The organism is Pseudoxanthomonas suwonensis 11-1, from assembly GCF_000185965.1.
Taxonomy (GTDB): Bacteria; Pseudomonadota; Gammaproteobacteria; order Xanthomonadales; family Xanthomonadaceae; genus Pseudoxanthomonas; species Pseudoxanthomonas suwonensis_A.
The window spans coordinates 2,034,696-2,052,045 of the sequence record NC_014924.1; the positions used below are offsets into that span (position 1 = coordinate 2,034,696).

Annotated in this window: 17 protein-coding genes and 1 tRNA gene; 4 read left to right on the top strand and 14 right to left on the bottom strand. The window is 69.5% G+C overall.

Annotation, left to right across the window (positions count from 1 at the left end; translation table 11 throughout):
- From nuoE to accD, 11 genes are all read right to left on the bottom strand, one after another.
- Positions 1-528 carry an NADH-quinone oxidoreductase subunit NuoE gene (gene nuoE, locus PSESU_RS09250; protein ID WP_013535511.1) on the bottom strand — a complete coding sequence of 176 codons (528 nt, stop codon included), beginning with the start codon at positions 526-528 and terminating at the stop codon, positions 1-3.
- Positions 525-1,832: an NADH-quinone oxidoreductase subunit D gene (locus tag PSESU_RS09255; RefSeq protein ID WP_013535512.1), complete on the bottom strand. Its 1,308-nt coding sequence runs from the start codon at positions 1,830-1,832 to the stop codon at positions 525-527. Before PSESU_RS09255 ends, nuoE begins: the two co-directional genes overlap by 4 nt.
- 8 nt (positions 1,833-1,840) lie before the next feature.
- The gene (locus tag PSESU_RS09260; RefSeq protein ID WP_013535513.1) at positions 1,841-2,593 is read right to left on the bottom strand and encodes an NADH-quinone oxidoreductase subunit C; all 753 of its coding nucleotides are present in this window, start codon (positions 2,591-2,593) and stop codon (positions 1,841-1,843) included.
- 61 nt (positions 2,594-2,654) lie between these two features.
- On the bottom strand, positions 2,655-3,233 hold the full coding sequence (locus PSESU_RS09265; protein ID WP_013535514.1) for a NuoB/complex I 20 kDa subunit family protein: 579 nt from the start codon (positions 3,231-3,233) through the stop codon (positions 2,655-2,657).
- Entirely contained in the window at positions 3,224-3,580 is a 357-nt protein-coding gene (locus tag PSESU_RS09270; RefSeq protein ID WP_013535515.1) for an NADH-quinone oxidoreductase subunit A, read from the bottom strand. The genes PSESU_RS09265 and PSESU_RS09270 overlap by 10 nt, the downstream gene beginning before the upstream one ends.
- 298 nt (positions 3,581-3,878) lie before the next feature.
- A tRNA-Leu gene (locus tag PSESU_RS09275) sits at positions 3,879-3,963 on the bottom strand.
- A 42-nt stretch (positions 3,964-4,005) separates the two neighbouring features.
- The gene (gene secG, locus PSESU_RS09280; RefSeq protein ID WP_013535516.1) at positions 4,006-4,434 is read right to left on the bottom strand and encodes a preprotein translocase subunit SecG; all 429 of its coding nucleotides are present in this window, start codon (positions 4,432-4,434) and stop codon (positions 4,006-4,008) included.
- Positions 4,435-4,448: 14 nt separating this feature from the next.
- Complete coding sequence (tpiA, locus tag PSESU_RS09285) at positions 4,449-5,207, bottom strand: triose-phosphate isomerase (protein ID WP_013535517.1); 759 nt, start codon at positions 5,205-5,207, stop codon at positions 4,449-4,451.
- Positions 5,208-5,303: 96 nt separating this feature from the next.
- The gene (locus PSESU_RS09290; protein ID WP_013535518.1) at positions 5,304-6,242 is read right to left on the bottom strand and encodes an isopenicillin N synthase family dioxygenase; all 939 of its coding nucleotides are present in this window, start codon (positions 6,240-6,242) and stop codon (positions 5,304-5,306) included.
- A gap of 65 nt (positions 6,243-6,307) precedes the next feature.
- Complete coding sequence (gene glmM, locus PSESU_RS09295) at positions 6,308-7,663, bottom strand: phosphoglucosamine mutase (RefSeq protein WP_013535519.1); 1,356 nt, start codon at positions 7,661-7,663, stop codon at positions 6,308-6,310.
- Entirely contained in the window at positions 7,660-8,556 is an 897-nt protein-coding gene (accD, locus tag PSESU_RS09300; RefSeq protein ID WP_013535520.1) for an acetyl-CoA carboxylase, carboxyltransferase subunit beta, read from the bottom strand. Before accD ends, glmM begins: the two co-directional genes overlap by 4 nt.
- Before the next feature lie 148 nt (positions 8,557-8,704).
- On the opposite strand from accD, the gene PSESU_RS09305 reads away from it, so the two are divergent.
- Complete coding sequence (locus PSESU_RS09305; RefSeq protein WP_041764059.1) at positions 8,705-9,172, top strand: DUF4442 domain-containing protein; 468 nt, start codon at positions 8,705-8,707, stop codon at positions 9,170-9,172.
- Here PSESU_RS09305 and PSESU_RS09310 read toward each other — a convergent pair.
- Entirely contained in the window at positions 9,160-10,503 is a 1,344-nt protein-coding gene (locus PSESU_RS09310) for a hypothetical protein (protein ID WP_013535522.1), read from the bottom strand. The genes PSESU_RS09305 and PSESU_RS09310 overlap by 13 nt on opposite strands.
- Positions 10,504-10,587: 84 nt before the next feature.
- On the opposite strand from PSESU_RS09310, the gene PSESU_RS09315 reads away from it, so the two are divergent.
- Together PSESU_RS09315 and PSESU_RS09320 are read left to right on the top strand one after the other, a co-directional pair.
- Complete coding sequence (locus PSESU_RS09315; protein WP_041764061.1) at positions 10,588-11,262, top strand: DUF502 domain-containing protein; 675 nt, start codon at positions 10,588-10,590, stop codon at positions 11,260-11,262.
- Complete coding sequence (locus PSESU_RS09320; RefSeq protein ID WP_013535524.1) at positions 11,262-12,044, top strand: queuosine precursor transporter; 783 nt, start codon at positions 11,262-11,264, stop codon at positions 12,042-12,044. The genes PSESU_RS09315 and PSESU_RS09320 overlap by 1 nt, the downstream gene beginning before the upstream one ends.
- A gap of 18 nt (positions 12,045-12,062) precedes the next feature.
- Here PSESU_RS09320 and PSESU_RS09325 read toward each other — a convergent pair whose 3' ends face one another.
- Both PSESU_RS09325 and PSESU_RS09330 read right to left on the bottom strand, forming a co-directional pair.
- Complete coding sequence (locus PSESU_RS09325; RefSeq protein WP_013535525.1) at positions 12,063-13,664, bottom strand: phytoene desaturase family protein; 1,602 nt, start codon at positions 13,662-13,664, stop codon at positions 12,063-12,065.
- Positions 13,665-13,697: 33 nt separating this feature from the next.
- Positions 13,698-15,071, bottom strand: coding sequence for an MBL fold metallo-hydrolase RNA specificity domain-containing protein (locus tag PSESU_RS09330; RefSeq protein ID WP_013535526.1), 1,374 nt, complete (start codon positions 15,069-15,071; stop codon positions 13,698-13,700).
- 166 nt (positions 15,072-15,237) lie between these two features.
- Between PSESU_RS09330 and PSESU_RS09335 the strand changes: the two genes are divergently transcribed.
- The gene (locus PSESU_RS09335; RefSeq protein WP_041764767.1) at positions 15,238-17,301 is read left to right on the top strand and encodes a M13 family metallopeptidase; all 2,064 of its coding nucleotides are present in this window, start codon (positions 15,238-15,240) and stop codon (positions 17,299-17,301) included.
- Positions 17,302-17,350: the final 49 nt, after the last annotated feature.

Below are 17,350 nucleotides of genomic sequence, written 5' to 3' on the forward strand. Positions count from 1 at the left end.
TCACTTCAGTCCGTCGAGCAGCTCGTCCACCTTCTCGGTGGTGAGCTTCTCGTGGTAATGGCCGTTGATCACGACCACCGGGGCGCCGCAGCACGCGGCCACGCACTCTTCCTCGCGCTTGAGGTAGACGCGGCCGTCGGCGGTGGACTCGCCCAGCTTGCAGCCCAGCTTCTTCTCGGCGTGCGCGACCAGGTCCTGGGCGCCGTTGAGCCAGCAGCTGATGTTGGTGCAGAACGCAACGTTGTTGCGGCCCACCGGCTGGGTCTCGAACATCGAGTAGAAGGTGGCGACCTCGTAGGCCCACACCGGCGGGATGTCCAGGTACTTGGCCACGGCGGCGATCAGCTCGTCGCTGAGCCAGCCCTGGTTCTGTTCCTGGGCCGCGTGCAGGCCCTGCAGCACCGCCGAACGCTTGCGGTCCGGCGGGAACTTGGTCAGCCAGTGGTCGATGTGCGCGCGGGTGGCGTCGCTCAGCACGACCATCGGGTCGACGTTGCGCGCGTTCTCGAAATTACCGGTGGCCTTCATCGATCCACCTCACCAAACACAAGGTCATAAGTACCGATCATGGCCACGACGTCGGCCAGCATGTGGCCGCGCACGATCTCGTCCATGGACGACAGGTGCGCGAAGCCCGGGGCGCGCAGGTGCACGCGGAACGGCTTGTTGGCGCCGTCGGAGACCAGGTAGCAGCCGAACTCGCCCTTCGGCGCCTCGACCGCGGCATAGGTCTCGCCGGCCGGCACGCAGTAGCCCTCGGAGAACAGCTTGAAGTGGTGGATCAGGGCTTCCATGTCGTCCTTCATCTCCTCCCGCTTGGGAGGGGCGACCTTGAAGTTCCTGACCATCACCGGGCCCGGGTTTTCCTTCAGCCACTTCACGCACTGGGCGATGATGCGGTTGGACTGGCGCATCTCGGCGATGCGGACCAGGTAGCGGTCGTAGCAGTCGCCGTTGACGCCCACCGGGATGTCGAAGTCCACCGCGTCGTACCTGGCGTACGGCTGCTTCTTGCGCAGGTCCCAGGCGATGCCCGAGCCGCGCAGCATCGGGCCGGTCATGCCCCAGGCATGGGCCTGCTCCGGGGTGACCACGCCGATGCCGACGGTGCGCTGCTTCCAGATGCGGTTGTCGGTCAGCAGCGTCTCGTACTCGTCGACGCGCTTGGGGAACTCGCGGGTGAAGTGCTCGATGTAGTCCAGGAGCGAACCCTCGCGCGCCTCGTTGAAGCGCTTGAGCTTGGCGCCCTTGTGCCAGGGCGACTCCTTGTACTTCGGCATGTGGTCCGGCAGGTCGCGATAGACGCCGCCCGGACGGTAGTAGGCCGCGTGCATGCGCGCGCCGCTGACCGCCTCGTAGACGTCCATCAGCTCCTCGCGCTCGCGGAACGCGTACAGGAACACCGCCATCGCGCCGAGGTCCAGCGCGTTGGAGCCGACCCACATCAGGTGGTTCAGGATGCGGGTGATCTCGTCGAACATCGTGCGGATGTACTGGGCGCGCTCGGGCGCCTCGATCCCCAGCAGGGTCTCGATCGCGCGCACGTAGGCGTGCTCGTTGCACATCATCGACACGTAGTCCAGGCGGTCCATGTACGGGATCGACTGGTTGAACGGCTTGGACTCGGCCAGCTTCTCGGTGCCGCGGTGGAGCAGGCCCACGTGCGGATCGGCGCGGACGATGGTCTCGCCGTCCATCTCCAGGATCAGGCGCAACACGCCGTGCGCGGCCGGATGCTGCGGGCCGAAGTTCATCGTGTAGTTGCGGATCTCCTGCCGCAGCGCGGCGGAGCCGGCCGGGGCCAGGCCCGGCTGGTGGTTGTCCGTAGACATCTGGGCGCTCACTTGGCGGCCTCCCGTTGTGCGGCCTCGCCTGCGGCGGTCTGGTAGCGGGCGTCGTCGCGGATCACGCGCGGCACGCCGACGCGCGGCTCGACCGAGGTCACCGGCTCGTAGACCACGCGCTTGCGCTCTTCGTCGTAGCGGACCTCGACGTTGCCGATCAGCGGGAAGTCCTTGCGGAACGGATGGCCGACGAAACCGTAGTCCGTCATGATCCGGCGCAGGTCCGGATGGCCTTCGAAGATGATGCCGTACAGGTCGAACGCCTCGCGCTCGAACCAGTTGGCGCCGCGCCAGACCCGGGTCAGCGACGGGACCACCGGCAGGGTGTCGTCCGCGGCGTAGCAACGCACGCGCAGGCGCTGGTTGTTGGCGCAGGAAAGCAGGTGGGTGACGGCCGCGAAGCGGCGCTCGGGCACCAGCACCGGCTCGATGCCGGCCTCGCCCTGCTCGCTCGGTTTCTCGCCCCAGCCGAAGCGGCCCGGGCCCTTGCCCTCGACGCCGCGGCTGAAGCCGCTGCTGGACACGTCGTCGGTGTCCCACTCGTCGCTGCCGTAACCCATGTAGTCGATGCCGCAGAGGTCGATGAGCTGTTCGAAGCCCAGCTCGTCGCGCAGGGCGAAGCAGGTGGCGAGCAGGTCGCCGGCGGAAACCTCGAGGGTGACTTCACCACGGGGCTCGGCCACGATGACCGTGGCGCCGGGGAATCGGTCGCGCAGTCGCTGGGCGAAGGTGGCAGCTGGCTCGGCCATGGGGCTTGGCGTTTCCGTCGTTCGTGCGCGCCTGGGCGCGCGGTGGATCTGAAAAGGAAGGTCAGCGGGCGATGGTGTTGTTCTTGTTCGCCGCCACCGTCTGCGTGCGCCAGATCTTCTTCTGCAGCTGCAGGATGCCGTAGACCAGCGCCTCGGCCGTCGGCGGGCAGCCGGGCACGTAGATGTCCACCGGCACGATGCGGTCGCAGCCGCGCACCACCGAGTACGAGTAGTGGTAGTAGCCGCCGCCGTTGGCGCAGCTGCCCATGGAGATCACCCACTTCGGGTCGGGCATCTGGTCGTAGACCTTGCGCAGCGCCGGGGCCATCTTGTTGACCAGGGTGCCGGCCACGATCATCACGTCGGACTGGCGCGGCGACGGGCGGAACACCACGCCGTAGCGGTCCAGGTCCAGGCGCGCGGCGCCGGCGTGCATCATCTCGACCGCGCAGCAGGCCAGGCCGAAGGTCATCGGCCACATCGAGCCGGTGCGCGCCCAGTTGACCAGTGCGTCGACGCTGGTGGTGACGTAACCCTTCTCCAGGAGCGGGTTCTCGCCGGCGGGCCGCAGGATGTCCTCGACCCGTGCTTCCGGCATCGGGTTGGTCATCAGGCGGTCGATGGTTTGGATCACTCCCATTCGAGCGCTCCCTTCTTCCAGACGTAGACGAAGCCGAGGAACAGCATGCCCACGAACAGGCCCATGGTGACCAGCGCGCGCGGCCCCAGGTCCTGGAACACGAGGGTCCACGGCACGATGAAGATGATTTCCAGGTCGAAGACGATGAACTGGATCGCGATGAGGTAGTAGCGCACGTCGAACTTCATGCGCGCGTCCTCGAACGCCTCGAAGCCGCACTCGTAGGGCGACAGCTTGCGGGGGTCCGGGCTACGGGGTCCGAGCACGCGGCCGACGATGATCAGCGCGACGCCGATACCGGTGGCCACGATCAGGAACAACAGGGTCGGCAGGTATTGGGCCAGCACGTGCGGTTCTCTCTTGCCTCTGCCCTGGAGCGGGCTTGGGTGGGCAAGGGTCGTCCGCTTGCGCGGCCTCCCCTCGCCTGTCCTGCCGCGGCCTGGCCGCGGACCTTTGCCAATGCGCCGCGCGGCACGGGAAGGTTCCCGGCCGCGCGGTTGTGCATAGCAGCGGAATTGTAGCGTCAGCAGCGATAAGGGTAAACGCTTTGCGCGTTCATCGCCGCCTCCGCAACTTCCCGCGGAAATGAAGAAGCCCGCCGAAGCGGGCTTTCTTCCCACCGGCCCGGAGGCCGGCACATCTCATTGGTGCCCAAGAGGGGACTCGAACCCCTACGACTCTCGTCGCTACCACCTCAAGGTAGTGCGTCTACCAATTCCGCCACCTGGGCTGAAACTTCGCGCCGGCTGCGGCGCGCGGCGCATTGTACGCGTTACTCGGCCGGAGTAGCAGCCTCTTGCGCATTTTCTTCCTGCGCCGGTGCCGGGACCTCGCTGGCGGCCGGCGCGGCGGCCGGGACCTCGGAGGCGGCAGCCGGCGGCGGCAGCTCGCCCGGGGCGGCGACCGGGGCAGCCGGGACTTCCAGCTGGCCCATCACGCCCAGGTCCTGCTGCACCACCGGGCGCGCGCTATGGGTCGCGTACCAGGCCATGAACAGGCTGATGCCGAAGAACACCACGGCCAGCCACTTGGTGCTCTTGGAAAGGAAGTTGGACGCGCCGCGCGCGCCGAACACGGTGCCGGAGGCACCGGCGCCGAAGCCGGAGCCGGCGGCCGCACCGGCGCCGCGCTGCAGCAGGATCAGCACGATCATGGCGATCGCCACCAGCACGTACACCACGTTGAGGATCAGCATCAGCATTGTCAGGGTCTCGCTTACCGGGCCGCCGCAGCGGCCCGGGCAATGGCAAGGAAATCGGCGGCCACCAGGGAGGCGCCACCGATCAGCCCGCCGTCCACGTCCGGCTGCGCACACAGCGCACCGGCGTTGTCGGGCTTCACGCTGCCGCCGTACAGGATCGGCAGCGAATCCGCAATTCTAGCATCGTGCCTGGCGATCTGGCGACGGATGAATGCGTGGATCTCCTGGGCCTGCTCCGGGGAGGCGGTCCGGCCCGTGCCGATGGCCCAGCACGGCTCGTAGGCCACCACGGCGTTGGCCAAGCCCCCGGCCCCGACCAGGTCCAGCACCGGCTGCAGCTGGGAGGCGATGACTTCCTCGGCACGCCCGGCCTCGCGGTCCTCCAGGTGCTCGCCCACGCACAGCACCGGGACCAGGCCGGCCTCGAGGGCCGCCTTGACCTTGCGCGCGACCAGCTCGCTGGATTCGGCGTGGTAGCGGCGGCGCTCGGAATGGCCGCACAGGGTGTAGCGCGCACCGACGTCGGCCACCATCCGCGCCGAGACCTCGCCGGTATAGGCGCCCTCGCCGTGCGGACTGACGTCCTGGGCACCGAACTGCAGGGCCGAACCCTCGAAGTCCTCGATCAGGTCGCCCAGGTAGGGCATCGGTGGCATGACCACCAGCTCCACGCCCTCGACCGGGGCCTGGCCTGCGACTTCCGCCACCAGCGAGGTGGCGAAGTCCCGCGTGCCATAGAGTTTCCAGTTGCCCGCGACGATCCTGCGACGCATGCCCGCTCCCGTATGTACGTAACCGCGCGGAAGAATACCGTGCGGTACGGGAAAGCGCGCCCTGACAACGCAGGACAGGACGCGCCTGGGTGACGCTTACTTCAGCTTGATCTCGCGCAGGCGCTGCTCGAGGAAGCCCTGGGCGGTGATCGGCTCTGGATAGCGGCTGGGGTTTTCCGCGCTCACGCAGGACGGCAGCACGTCGATCAGGAAGTCCGGGTTCGGGTGCAGGAAGAACGGCACCGAGTAGCGCGGCTTGCGTGCCGCCTCGCCCGGGGGGTTGACCACGCGGTGGATGGTCGACGGGTACACGTGGTTGGTCAGGCGCTCGAGCATGTCGCCGATGTTGACCACGATGGTGTCGCCCTCGGAGGTGAACGGCACCCACTCACCCTCGTGCGAGCGCACTTCCAGGCCGGCGGCGCTGGCGCCCACCAGCAGGGTGATGAAGTTGATGTCGCCATGCGCGCCGGCGCGCACGTTGGGGATGTCGTCGGCGGTGATCGGCGGGTAGTGGATCGGGCGCAGGATCGAGTTGCCGAAGTTGGTCTTGTCGGCGAAGAAGTCCTCCGGCAGGCCGATGTGCAGCGCCAGCGCGCTCAGCACGCGCGAACCCAGCGAATCCAGCGCCTGGTACAGGGCATAGCCGTACTCGCGGAACTCCGGCACTTCCTCCGGCCACAGGTTCGGGGCCATGACCTCGCGGTACTTGGAGTCGTCCGGGATCTCGCGGCCGATGTGCCAGAACTCCTTGAGGTCGAAGTGCTTGCTGCCCTTGGCCGTTTCCACGCCGAACGGGGTGTAGCCGCGGGCGCCGCCGCCGCCGGGCACGTGGTACTTCTTCTTCACCTCCTCGGGAAGCGCGAAGAACTTCTGGAAGGCGGCGTAGGCGTTGTCGATCAGTTCCGGCGGGATGCCGTGGTTGCTGATGCCGGCAAAGCCCCACTCGCGGTAGGCCGCACCGAGCTCGGCCACGAAGGCCTCGCGGTCGGTGTCGTAGCGGGTGATGTCGAAGGTGGGGATACGGGCGGACATGAGGGGGAATACTCCGGGGTGGTACGGCGACGGCCACCCGGCCGCCGCCCTGGGATCTGCCGGTCTCAGCCGGCCGCCTGGCGCACGGCCGCGGCAAGGGTATCGAGGGTGTGCTGCATCAGCCCTGCGTCGTCGGCCTCGACCGTGACCCGCACCACCGGCTCGGTGCCGGAAGGACGCAGGAACGCGCGGCCACGACCCTGCACCGCGGCCTGGGCCTGCTGCAGCGCCTGGCGCACGCCTTCGGCGGCGACCACGTCGGTCGCCTTCGCGCCATCGAGGCGCACGTTGATCGTGGACTGCGGCACGGTGGCCAGGCCTTCGAGGGCCTGGTCCAGGCGCTTGCCGCTGCGGCGCAGGACATCGAGAACCTGCAGCGCGCTGACGATGGCGTCGCCGGTGGTGGCGCGGTCCAGGCACAGCAGGTGGCCGGAAGCTTCGCCGCCGAGCACGCCATCACCCTCGACCAGGGCCTGGTGGACATAGCGGTCGCCGACCCTGGCCCGCTGGAACGGGATGCCCGCCTGCTCCAGCGCGCGCTCCAGGCCGTAGTTGGTCATCAGTGTGCCGACCACCGGGCCGCGCAGGCGGCCGCTGGCCTGCCAGTCGCGGGCCAGTACGTACAGCAGGCCGTCGCCGTCGACGCTGCGGCCGCTGGCGTCGACCATCAGCACGCGGTCGCCGTCGCCGTCGAAGGCGATGCCGAGGTCGGCGCCGGCTTCGGTGACCTTGGCGGCGAGGTTGCCGATATGCATCGAGCCGACGCCGGCATTGATGTTGATGCCATCCGGGGTCGCGCCGATCGCGACCACCTCGGCACCCAGCTCGCGGAACAGCAGCGGCGCGATGTGGTAGGTGGCGCCGTGGGCGCAGTCCAGCACCAGCTTCAGCCCGCGCAGGTCGAAGCCGCGCGGCACCGAGGACTTGCAGAACTCGATGTAGCGGCCGACCGCGTCGCGGGCACGCACGACCTTGCCCAGGTACTCGGATTCGACCGTGGCGAACGGCGCGTCCAGCGCGGCCTCGATCGCCAGCTCGGTGGCGTCGTCGAGCTTCTCGCCCTCGGCGGAGAAGAACTTGATGCCGTTGTCGTAGTGCGGGTTGTGCGAGGCACTGATGACGATGCCGGCATCGGCGCCCAGGGTACGGGTCAGGAAGGCCACGGCCGGCGTGGGCATCGGGCCCAGCATCTGCACGTTCACCCCGGCGGCGACCAGGCCGGCTTCCAGCGCCGACTCGAACATGTAGCCGGAGATGCGGGTGTCCTTGCCGATCACCACCACCGGGCGGGTTCCGCGCCCGGCGGCCAGGACCCGACCCAGGGCATTGCCCAGGCGCAGGACGAAATCCGCCGAGATCGGCCCCTGCCCGACCCGGCCACGGATGCCGTCGGTCCCGAAATAGCGGCGGGCGGTGCTCATGCCGCGTCCAGCGCGCCGTCGGTGTCTTCGGGCTTCGGCTGGCGGGTCATCATCGCCAGCAGGGTGGCCAGGCGGTCGCGCAGCTCGCGGCGGTCGCAGATCTGGTCGATGGCGCCATGCTCGAGCAGGAACTCCGAGCGCTGGAAGCCTTCAGGCAGCTTCTCGCGCACGGTCTGCTCGATCACGCGCGGGCCGGCGAAGCCGATCAGGGCTTCCGGCTCGGCGATGTTGAGGTCGCCCAGCATCGCGAACGAGGCCGACACGCCACCGGTGGTCGGGTGGGTCAGCACCGAGATGTACGGGATGCCGGCCGCGCGCAGGCGGCCCAGCGCGGCCGAGGTCTTGGCCATCTGCATCAGCGAGAACAGGCTCTCCTGCATGCGCGCGCCGCCGGAGGCGGAGAAGTTGACGAACGGGGCGCCCAGCTCCAGCGCGCGCTCGGCGGCCAGGGTGAACTTCTCGCCCACCACCGAGCCCATCGAACCGCCCATGTAGGCGAAGTCGAACGAGCTGGCCACCAGCGGCCTGCCCTTGAGCCTGCCTTCCATCGCGACCAGGGCGTCGTACTCGCCGGTCGCCTTCTGGGTGGACTTGATGCGGTCGGCGTAGCGCTTCTGGTCGCGGAACTTGAGCACGTCCACCGGCGCCAGGCGGGCGGCGATCTCGGTGGTGGTGCCGGGGTCGAACAGCGAGGCCAGGCGGGCGCGGGCACGGATCGGCATGTGGAAGGCGCACTTCGGGCACACCTCCAGGTTCTCCTCCAGCTCCGGGCGGTACAGCGCGACGCCACAGCGGTCGCACTTCTCCCACAGGCCCTCGGGGACGCTGCGCTTGCGGTTGGAGGCGCTTTCGGTGCGGATGCCGGAGGGCATCAGTTTGCTGAGCCAGCTCATGCGGGGCGGTCGGTTCCGTTCAGCGGCCGGATCGGCCGGTAAAGGCGCACAGTCTAGCCCAGCGCCCCCTCGCCCCGCGCATGAAACCATTTCCGTACCACTACGTATGGTACGCTGCCTACCCCCTGCAATCCATCCCCGACCCGAGATGTCCCCCAGCCTGATGCGCCACGGGATGAACCTGTGGCCCCCGTTCCTGTTCACCGGCGTCCACGTGGCCGAACTGTCGCCGGACTGGCGCCAGGCCCGGGTGGAGCTGCGCCTGCGTCCCTGGAACCGCAACTACGTCGGCACCCACTTCGGCGGCAGCCTGTTCGCCATGACCGATCCGTTCTGGATGCTGCTGCTGATGCACTGCCTGGGCCGCGACTACTGGGTATGGGACCGCGAGGGCCGGATCGAATTCCTGCGCCCGGGGCGCACCAGGGTCTCCACCACCTTCCGGGTCGACGACGCGGTGCTGGAACAGATCCGCGCCGCCACCGCCGGCGGCGAGAAGTACCTGCACTGGTTCGAGAACGACGTGGTCGACGCCAACGGCGAGGTCGTGGCCCGGGTGCACAAGCAGGTCTACATCCGGCGCAAGCCGGACCGCCGTCCGGTTCAGGGCGACTGAACCCGGCTGCCCGGGAGGGGAATTGTCCAGCCCGCCCCCGCCTCGTCCTCCCCGGATCCGGTCCCGTGGAGCGGCATCCGCAGGGTCGCCATCTCCCGGTCCAGGTGCAGCGGCCGCGTGGTGAGTCCCAGGCCCTGCGGCACGGCCGCCAGGGCCGCCTCGTCGATCGCCCCGCCCTGCCCTCGCAGCCACAACAGCGTGGCCATGGCGTCGATGCGGGCGGCGGCGTCCTGGAGCCGCATGGCATGGCCGTCGCGGCTGCTGTGGTCGATGCGGGCGAGCTTGCAGCCGGACCAGTTGAACATGCAGGCGCGCAGCCCGCCGGGCGGCACCGGGGGATGGCGCAATGGCTGGTCGCGGGCGACCATGCTGCGCGCCTCGTCGCCGCAGTACCAGGCAAAGCCGGCCGCCATCTGCGCGGTGGTGCGCCGCGGATCGAACGCCAGGAACGGCGCCCACCCGGGCACGCCCTTTTTCGCCGCATTCGATGGTGCTTCCGCAACCAGCGAGCGGATGCCGGCGATGGTGAGACGCCCCTCGTCCAGCATGGCGCTGCAGATTCCCTGGGCAACGGGTACCGGCTGCTGGAAAGCGGACCCGCACTGCCCTGGCAACGGATGGTCACGCGGCAGTTCCGCAAGCATCTGCGCCAGCAGGGTCGTATTCCCCTGCACCATCGTTGCGCCGACCAGGCTGCTGATCAGTGAATCCCCGGACTCGAGCATCCTCCGCCCCAGGGCGATGTCCGCGCAGGCATCCGCAAGGGCGAGGTCCACTTCCCCGCTGACGAAGAACCAGGCGGTGCGCGTAGCCAGCCGGGTGGCCGGCACGGTCGCCAGCGGCATGTCCGGGGTCGGCACGAACGGGTTACGGAAATGGTCGTATCCGCGCAGGTCGGCCGCGCGCTCGACCAGGCGCGCCTCACGCCGCAGCAGCTCCGCATAGGCTTCGCGGCCCATGCGTACCTGGGCCAGGCAGCCGGAGCTCCGCAGGCTGCACCATGCAGGATCACCCTCTGCCTTCCGTTCCAGCTTCGGCCAGTCGTCCAGCTGGCTGGTCCAGGCGGTCCCTTTTCCGGCCACGGCGGCATGGCGGCGGACATCGGCCTCGAGCACCTGCTGCCACTGCGATTCCGGGATGTCATGCCGGACCGTGTAGGCCGCGGCGAAGCCATCCCGGCCGCCCGAAGGTCCTGGCCCGGCTTCCACGAGCGCCAGGGCGGCGCGCTCCTCATCGCCCGGGGCGAGGACCCGGGGCGCACTCCAGGCCACCAGGCCCAGGAGCGCCAGCACGACAACCAGGACCGAAACCGCAACCAGCGAACGTCGCATTCCCTGCTTCCCCCGTGACTACCCGAATCATCCATGGGCTCCCCGGCCCGCCCCGATCTTAGGGCCGGCGCTACAATCCGCGCCATGACCCCCGCCACCCCAGCGCCGCAGCGCGCATCGCTGCAACGCCTGTTCATCACCGGACTGCTGACCCTGCTGCCGCTGTGGCTGACCTGGGTGGTGGTGAAGTTCGTCTTCGTCCTGCTTTCCGGCATCAGCAGCCCCTGGGTGGGACCGCTGTCGCGGCGCATCGCCGCGTCCTTCCCCGCCTACCTGGGCTGGTTCCAGGCCCTGTGGGTGCAGAACACCATCGCCATGCTCGCCACGCTGCTGGTGATCCTGGGCGTGGGCGTGCTGGCGCGGCGCGTGGTCGGCCAGCGCCTGCTGCGCTGGTTCGAGGCGCTGATCGCGCGGGTGCCGCTGGCCAACGTGATCTACACCAGCTCGCGCAAGCTGCTGGACATCCTCCAGACCAAGCCGGGCAGCACCCAGCGCGTGGTGCTGATCGACTTCCCGCACCGTGACATGAAGTCCATCGGCCTGGTCACCCGGGTGCTGCGCGAGGAAGGCACCGGGCGCGAGCTGGCGGCGGTGTACGTGCCGACCACGCCCAACCCCACCTCGGGCTACCTGGAGGTGGTGCCGGTGGAGCTGCTGACGCCCACCGACTGGACCGTGGACCAGGCCATGAGCTTCATCATCTCCGGCGGCGCCGTGGCCCCGGAGACCATGCCCTTCACCCGGGCCATGGACCGCTGATGGAAGCCGCCGTGGCCACGCGTCCGCTGCAGGACCGCGCGGTCCGGCTGTTCATCGTCCTGGCGGCGTTCTTCTGCGCCAACGCGGTGCTGGCCGAGTTCATCGGGGTCAAGATCTTCGCGCTCGAGGACACGCTCGGGCTGGCACCGCTGGAGTGGGACCTGTTCGGCCAGACCGGGTCGCTGAGCTTCACCGCCGGCACCCTGCTCTGGCCGATCGTGTTCATCATGACGGACACCATCAACGAGTTCTTCGGGCGCCGCGGCGTGCGCTTCATCTCGTGGCTGGCGGCCGGACTGATCTGCTACGGCTTCCTGTTCGCCTTCGTCGCGATCTCGCTGGCGCCAGCCGGCTGGTGGCGCGAGGCCGCCGCCGCCCAGGGCGTGCCCGACTACCAGGCCGCGTTCGCCGCGGTGTTCGGCCAGGGCCTGTGGACCATCGCGGGCTCGCTGGTGGCCTTCGTGGTCGGCCAGCTGATCGACGTGGCCGTGTTCCACCGCATCCGCAAGGCCACCGGCGAACGCCACGTGTGGCTGCGCGCCACCGGTTCGACCGCGGTGTCGCAGCTGATCGACAGTTTCGTGGTGATCTGGATCGCCTTCGTGCTCGGCCCGCAGAAATGGCCGACCTCGTTGTTCCTGGCGGTCAGCACGCTCAACTACGCGTACAAGATGCTGTTCGCCATCGCCCTGATCCCGCTGCTGTACCTGATGCGGCGCGCGATCATCGGCTACCTCGGCGCGGACCGCGCGCGCGAACTGCGGGAACAGGCCGCGGCCTGAACGGCGCGGTCGCGGGCCTCAACGCAGGTCCGCGATCACCACCTGCGCCGCATTGTGGCCCGGTGCGCCGGTGACGCCGCCGCCCGGGTGGGTGCCTGAGCCGCACAGGTACAGGCCCGGGATCGCCCCGCGGTAGTTCGCCTGGCCCAGCATCGGTCGTGCCGAGAACAGCTGGTTGAGGCTCAGCGCGCCATGGAAGATGTCGCCGCCGACCAGCCCGAACTCGCGCTCCAGGTCCAGCGGCGAGAGCACCTGGCGGCCCACGACCGAGGCGGCGAAGCCTGGCGCATGGCGGTCCACGGTGGCGACCATCAGGTCGGCCACCTCCTCGCGGTGGTCGTCCCAGCATCGTCCACCCGGCAGCTCCGGCGCCACGTGCTGGCAGAACAGGCTGGCCACGTGCTGGCCCGGCGGTGCCAGCGAATCGTCCAGGGTCGAGGGCACCAGCATTTCCACGATAGGCTCGCGCGACCAGCCCTGTTCGCGCGCATCGCGCCAGGCCCGGTCCATGTAGTCCAGGCTCGGCGCCAGGATGATGCCCGCGGTGAGGTGGTCGCCCTGCCCTGGCAGCGCGCTGAAATCCGGCGCGCGCGACAGCGCCACGTTCATGCGGAAGGTGCCCGAGCCGCAGCGCCAGTTGCGCATGCGCTCGGCGGTGGCCGGCGGCACCGCGTCGGCCGGCAGCAGCCGCTGGTACAGCAGCTTCGGGTTGACGTTGGCGACCACCGCGCGGGCCTTCAATGTCTCGCCGGCCGAGGTCACCACGCCGGTGGCGCGGCCGTCGTTGACCAGTACGCGCTCCACGCCCTGCCCGGTCCGGATCCGGACACCGGCGGCTTCGGCCGCGCGCGCCATCGCCTGGGTGATCGCGCCCATGCCGCCGATGGCGTGGCCCCAGGCGCCCTTGACCCCGTTGGCCTCGCCGAACACGTGGTGCAGCAGCACGTAGGCCGTGCCCGGCGCGTAGGGGCTGGCGTAGTTGCCGACGATGCCGTCGAAGCCGAACAGGGCCTTGATCGGATCGCTCTCGAACCAGCGGTCCAGGTACTCGGCGGCGGAGATGGTGAACAGGTCCAGCAGGTCCTGGCGCAGGGCCGGATCCAGCGCGTGCAGCTGCCGGCCCAGGCGCGCGGTGCGCAGCAGTCCGGGCAACGCCTGCAGCCAGCTTCCGTCGGTGACGTTGGGTGGCGGCTGCAGGGCCAGCGCGCGCAGCACGTCGGCCATCGCCTCCAGCCGCGCCTCGTAGGCCGGTAGCGCCTCGGCGTCGCGCCGGGAGAACTTCGCGACCTCCTCCGCGGTGCGGCCGGCGCCGGTAAGCAGGTAGCGTCCATCCGGCAGCGGCAGGAAGTTGTTGTGCCGGCGCAGGACCACGCGCAGGCCGTGGGCGTGCAGGTCGAGGTCCTGGATCACCTTCGGCTGCAGCAGCGACACGGTGTACGAGGCCACCGAATTGCGGAAGCCGGGATGGAACTCCTCGGTCACCGCGGCGCCGCCGACCACGCCGCGGCGCTCGAGAACGGTCACTTTCAGCCCGGCGCGGGCCAGGTAGGTCGCGCAGACCAGGCCGTTGTGGCCGCCGCCGACCAGCAGCACGTCGCATCGCGTGTCGTGTTTTCGCATGCCGCAGGTATACCACCGGGTGGCGGGGCCCGGTCAGACCACCAGGCGCGTACCCGGCTGCGGCAGTTCGACCCGGGCGCCGAACCGGCGCCCGAGTTCCCCGGCCAGCGCTTCGCGAGCACGGTCCTCGCCGTGCACCAGCGCCACTGGAGGCGCGTCGCGGAACTGCCCGTACCAGGCCACCAGGCCGCGCTGGTCGGTGTGCGCGGACAGCCCGCCGACGGTATGGATCTGTGCCGCCACCCGAACATCGTTGCCATGGATGCGCACCCACGGCGCGCGCTCGACCAGGCGCCGGCCCAGGGTGCCCTCGGCCTGGTAGCCAACGAACACCACGTGGGTGTCGCGGCGCCCGAGGCGGTGGCGCAGGTGGTGCTGGATGCGCCCGCCGTTGGCCATGCCCGAGCCGGCGATCACGATCGCCCCGGACTCGATGGCATTGATCCCGATCGATGCCGGGGTGCTGTCGGTGTAGTGCAGGTTGGGCAGGCGGAATGGCGACGGCTTCTGCCGCCATACCTGGCGCGCCTGCTCGTCGAACAGTTCGTGGTGGCGCTCGTACACCGCGACCACCTTCCCGGCCATCGGGCTGTCGAGGAAGATCCGCCAGCGCTCGAGGTTCCACTCGTTCCAGTAGCGGGCGAACCAGTACAACAGCTCCTGGCTGCGGCCAACGGCGAAGGCCGGGATCAGCACCGTGCCGCGTTCGCGCCACGCATGCTCGAACACCTCGCCCAGCTCCTGCACGGTGGAGGCGCGCTCTCGGTGATCGCGGTCACCGTAGGTGGACTCCATCACCACCAGGTCGGCCCCGGTGATGGCGGTGGGATCGCGCAGGATCGGGGTCCCCTTCGGGCCCAGGTCGCCGGAGAACACCAGCTTGCGGGCGTCGCCCCACAGCTCGACGATGGACGAACCGAGGATATGGCCCGCATCGCGCAGGGCCAGCTCGACTCCCGGCAGGATGGTGGTGCGGGCGTCGTAGTCCAGCGGCCGCAACAGTTCCAGCACGGCGGCCACGTCCTGCATGGTGAACAGCGGGGCCCGCACCGGCTCGCCATGGCGCAGGCGGCGGTTGGCGCGCTCGGCCTCGGACAGGGCCAGGGAGGCCGCGTCCTCCAGCATCACCGGCAACAGGTCGGCGGTTGCCCGCTGCAGCCAGATCGGCCCGCGGAAGCCGCGCGCCACCAGCAGCGGCAGGCGGCCGACATGGTCGATATGGGCGTGGCTGGCGACCACCGCGTCGAGGCTGGCCGGATCGAACGGGAACGCGGCGGCATTGCCGGCCTCGACCTCGCGGTTGCCCTGCAGCATCCCGCAGTCCAGCAGGACCCGCCGGCCGGCCACCGTTACCAGGTGCATCGAGCCGGTCACCCCGCCGGCCGCGCCATGGAACCCGATCTCCATGCTGCCTTCCCTCCCTCTCGCCCGGCCATTGTGCACACATGACCTCCGGCAGTCCCCCGGCCCGCGAACGGGGGCGTACAGTGCCCGGCACTGCCCCGCCCGGGGCCATAGCCATGCCCGCGAGGGCCGGAGATTTCCTAACGTGAACATGCGCAAGACCCAAGCCCTGCTGCTGCCGCTGGCCATCGCCGCCGCGCTGGCTGCCTGCTCCAAGGACGACACCGCCGCCACCCAGGCCGACGCCGCGCCCGCCCTGACCCTGGACGAGTCCAAGCTGCCGCCGGTCAACCGCTTCGACCTGGCCGACCTGGACGAGACCAAGCAGGCCTGCGACGACTTCGCCGGCTACGCCAACGGCAAGTGGCTGGCTGCCAACCCGATCCCGGGCGACCGCACCAGCTGGGGCGCGTTCGAGATGCTCGACGAGCGCTCCAACGCCATCCAGCAGCAGCTGGCCGAGCAGGCCGGCGCCGACACCGCCGCCACCGGCGTGAAGAAGATCGTCGGCGACCTGTGGGCCACCGGCATGGACGAGGCGAAGATCAACGCCCAGGGCATCCAGCCGCTGGCCGCCGACCTGGCCGCGATCGACGCGCTGTCCGATACCGCCAGCATCGTCGAGTACCTGCGCACCACCGCTGCCAAGGGCGGCAACTTCCTGTTCGACTTCGGTGCCGAAGCCGACTTCCAGGATCCGGACCTGAACATCGCCTACGCCAGCCAGGGCGGCCTGGGCCTGCCGGACAGCAAGTACTACACCGACGCGGACAAGCAGGAGATCCGCGAGAAGTACGTGGCCCACATCGCGCGCATCCTCGAGCTGTCCGGCGTCGACGCCGCCGCGGCCCAGGAGCAGGCGCAGCAGGTCATGGCCTTCGAGACCCGCCTGGCCAAGGCCTCCAAGTCGCGCGAGGACCTGAGCCGCGACGTCTCGCTGTACTACAACCCGGTCAGCCTGGCCGACGCCGACGCGCTGACCCCGAACTTCCCGTGGTCGAAGTTCTTCGAGTCGCAGGGCGTGGCCGCGCCGCAGCAGTTCTCGCTGGCGATGCCGGACTTCCACAGGGAGGTCGACAAGGCCCTGGCCGACACCGACCCGTCGGTGTGGAAGGCCTACCTGCGCTTCCACACCGTCGACGGCGCCGCGCCGTTCCTGAGCGACGAGTTCGTGCAGGAGAACTTCAACTTCTACTCGGCCACCCTGCGCGGCCAGAAGGAAATGAAGCCGCGCTGGAAGCGCGTGCTCGGCACGATCAACAACCAGGCCGGCGAAGCCCTGGGCCAGCTGTACGTGCAGGTCGCGTTCCCGGCCGAGTCCAAGGCCAAGATGGAGGCCCTGGTCGCCAACCTCGGCCAGGCGCTGGAAGCGCGCATCCAGAACCTGGAGTGGATGAGCGAGGAGACCAAGGCCAAGGCCCTGGCCAAGAACGCCGCGTTCACCACCAAGATCGGCTACCCCGACAAGTGGCGCGAGTGGGACGGCCTGGAGACCAGCCGCGAGAGCTACATCGGCAACGTGCTGGCCGCCCAGGAGTTCAACTACCGCTGGAACCTGTCCAAGATCGGCCAGCCGGTGGACAAGACCGAATGGGGCATGCCGCCGCAGATGGTCAACGCTTACTACAACCCGCTGCAGAACGAGATCGTGTTCCCGGCCGCCATCCTGCAGCCGCCTTTCTTCGACCCGCAGGCCAGCGACGAGATGAACTACGGCGGCATCGGCGCGGTGATCGGCCACGAGATGACCCACGGCTACGACGACCAGGGCAGCCGCTTCGGCGCGACCGGCAAGTTCGAGAACTGGTGGACCCCGGCCGACGCGGAAGGCTTCGCCGCCCGCACCGGCAAGCTGGTCGAACAGTTCAACGGCTACACCACCGCCGACGGCCAGAAGATCAACGGTCGCCACACCCTGGGCGAGAACATCGCCGACCTGGGTGGCCTGGCCACGGCCTATGACGCGATGAAGAAGGCCACCGAGGGCCAGCCGGACCCGATGACCGACGGCCTGACCCGCGACCAGCGCTTCTTCCTCAACTGGGCCACGGTGTGGCGTCGCAACTTCACCCCGGAAGAGCTGAAGACCCGCATCGCCACCGACGAGCACGCCCCGGCGCAGTTCCGCGCCATCGGCGCGCCGTCGAACCTGCCGGCCTTCGCCGCCGCGTTCAAGTGCGAGCCGGGCCAGCCGATGTCGCGCCAGGGCGATGCCCAGGTCGTGATCTGGTAAGGCAGGCTGCACGCGTCACTCCAGGAAGGGCCCGGCATTGCCGGGCCCT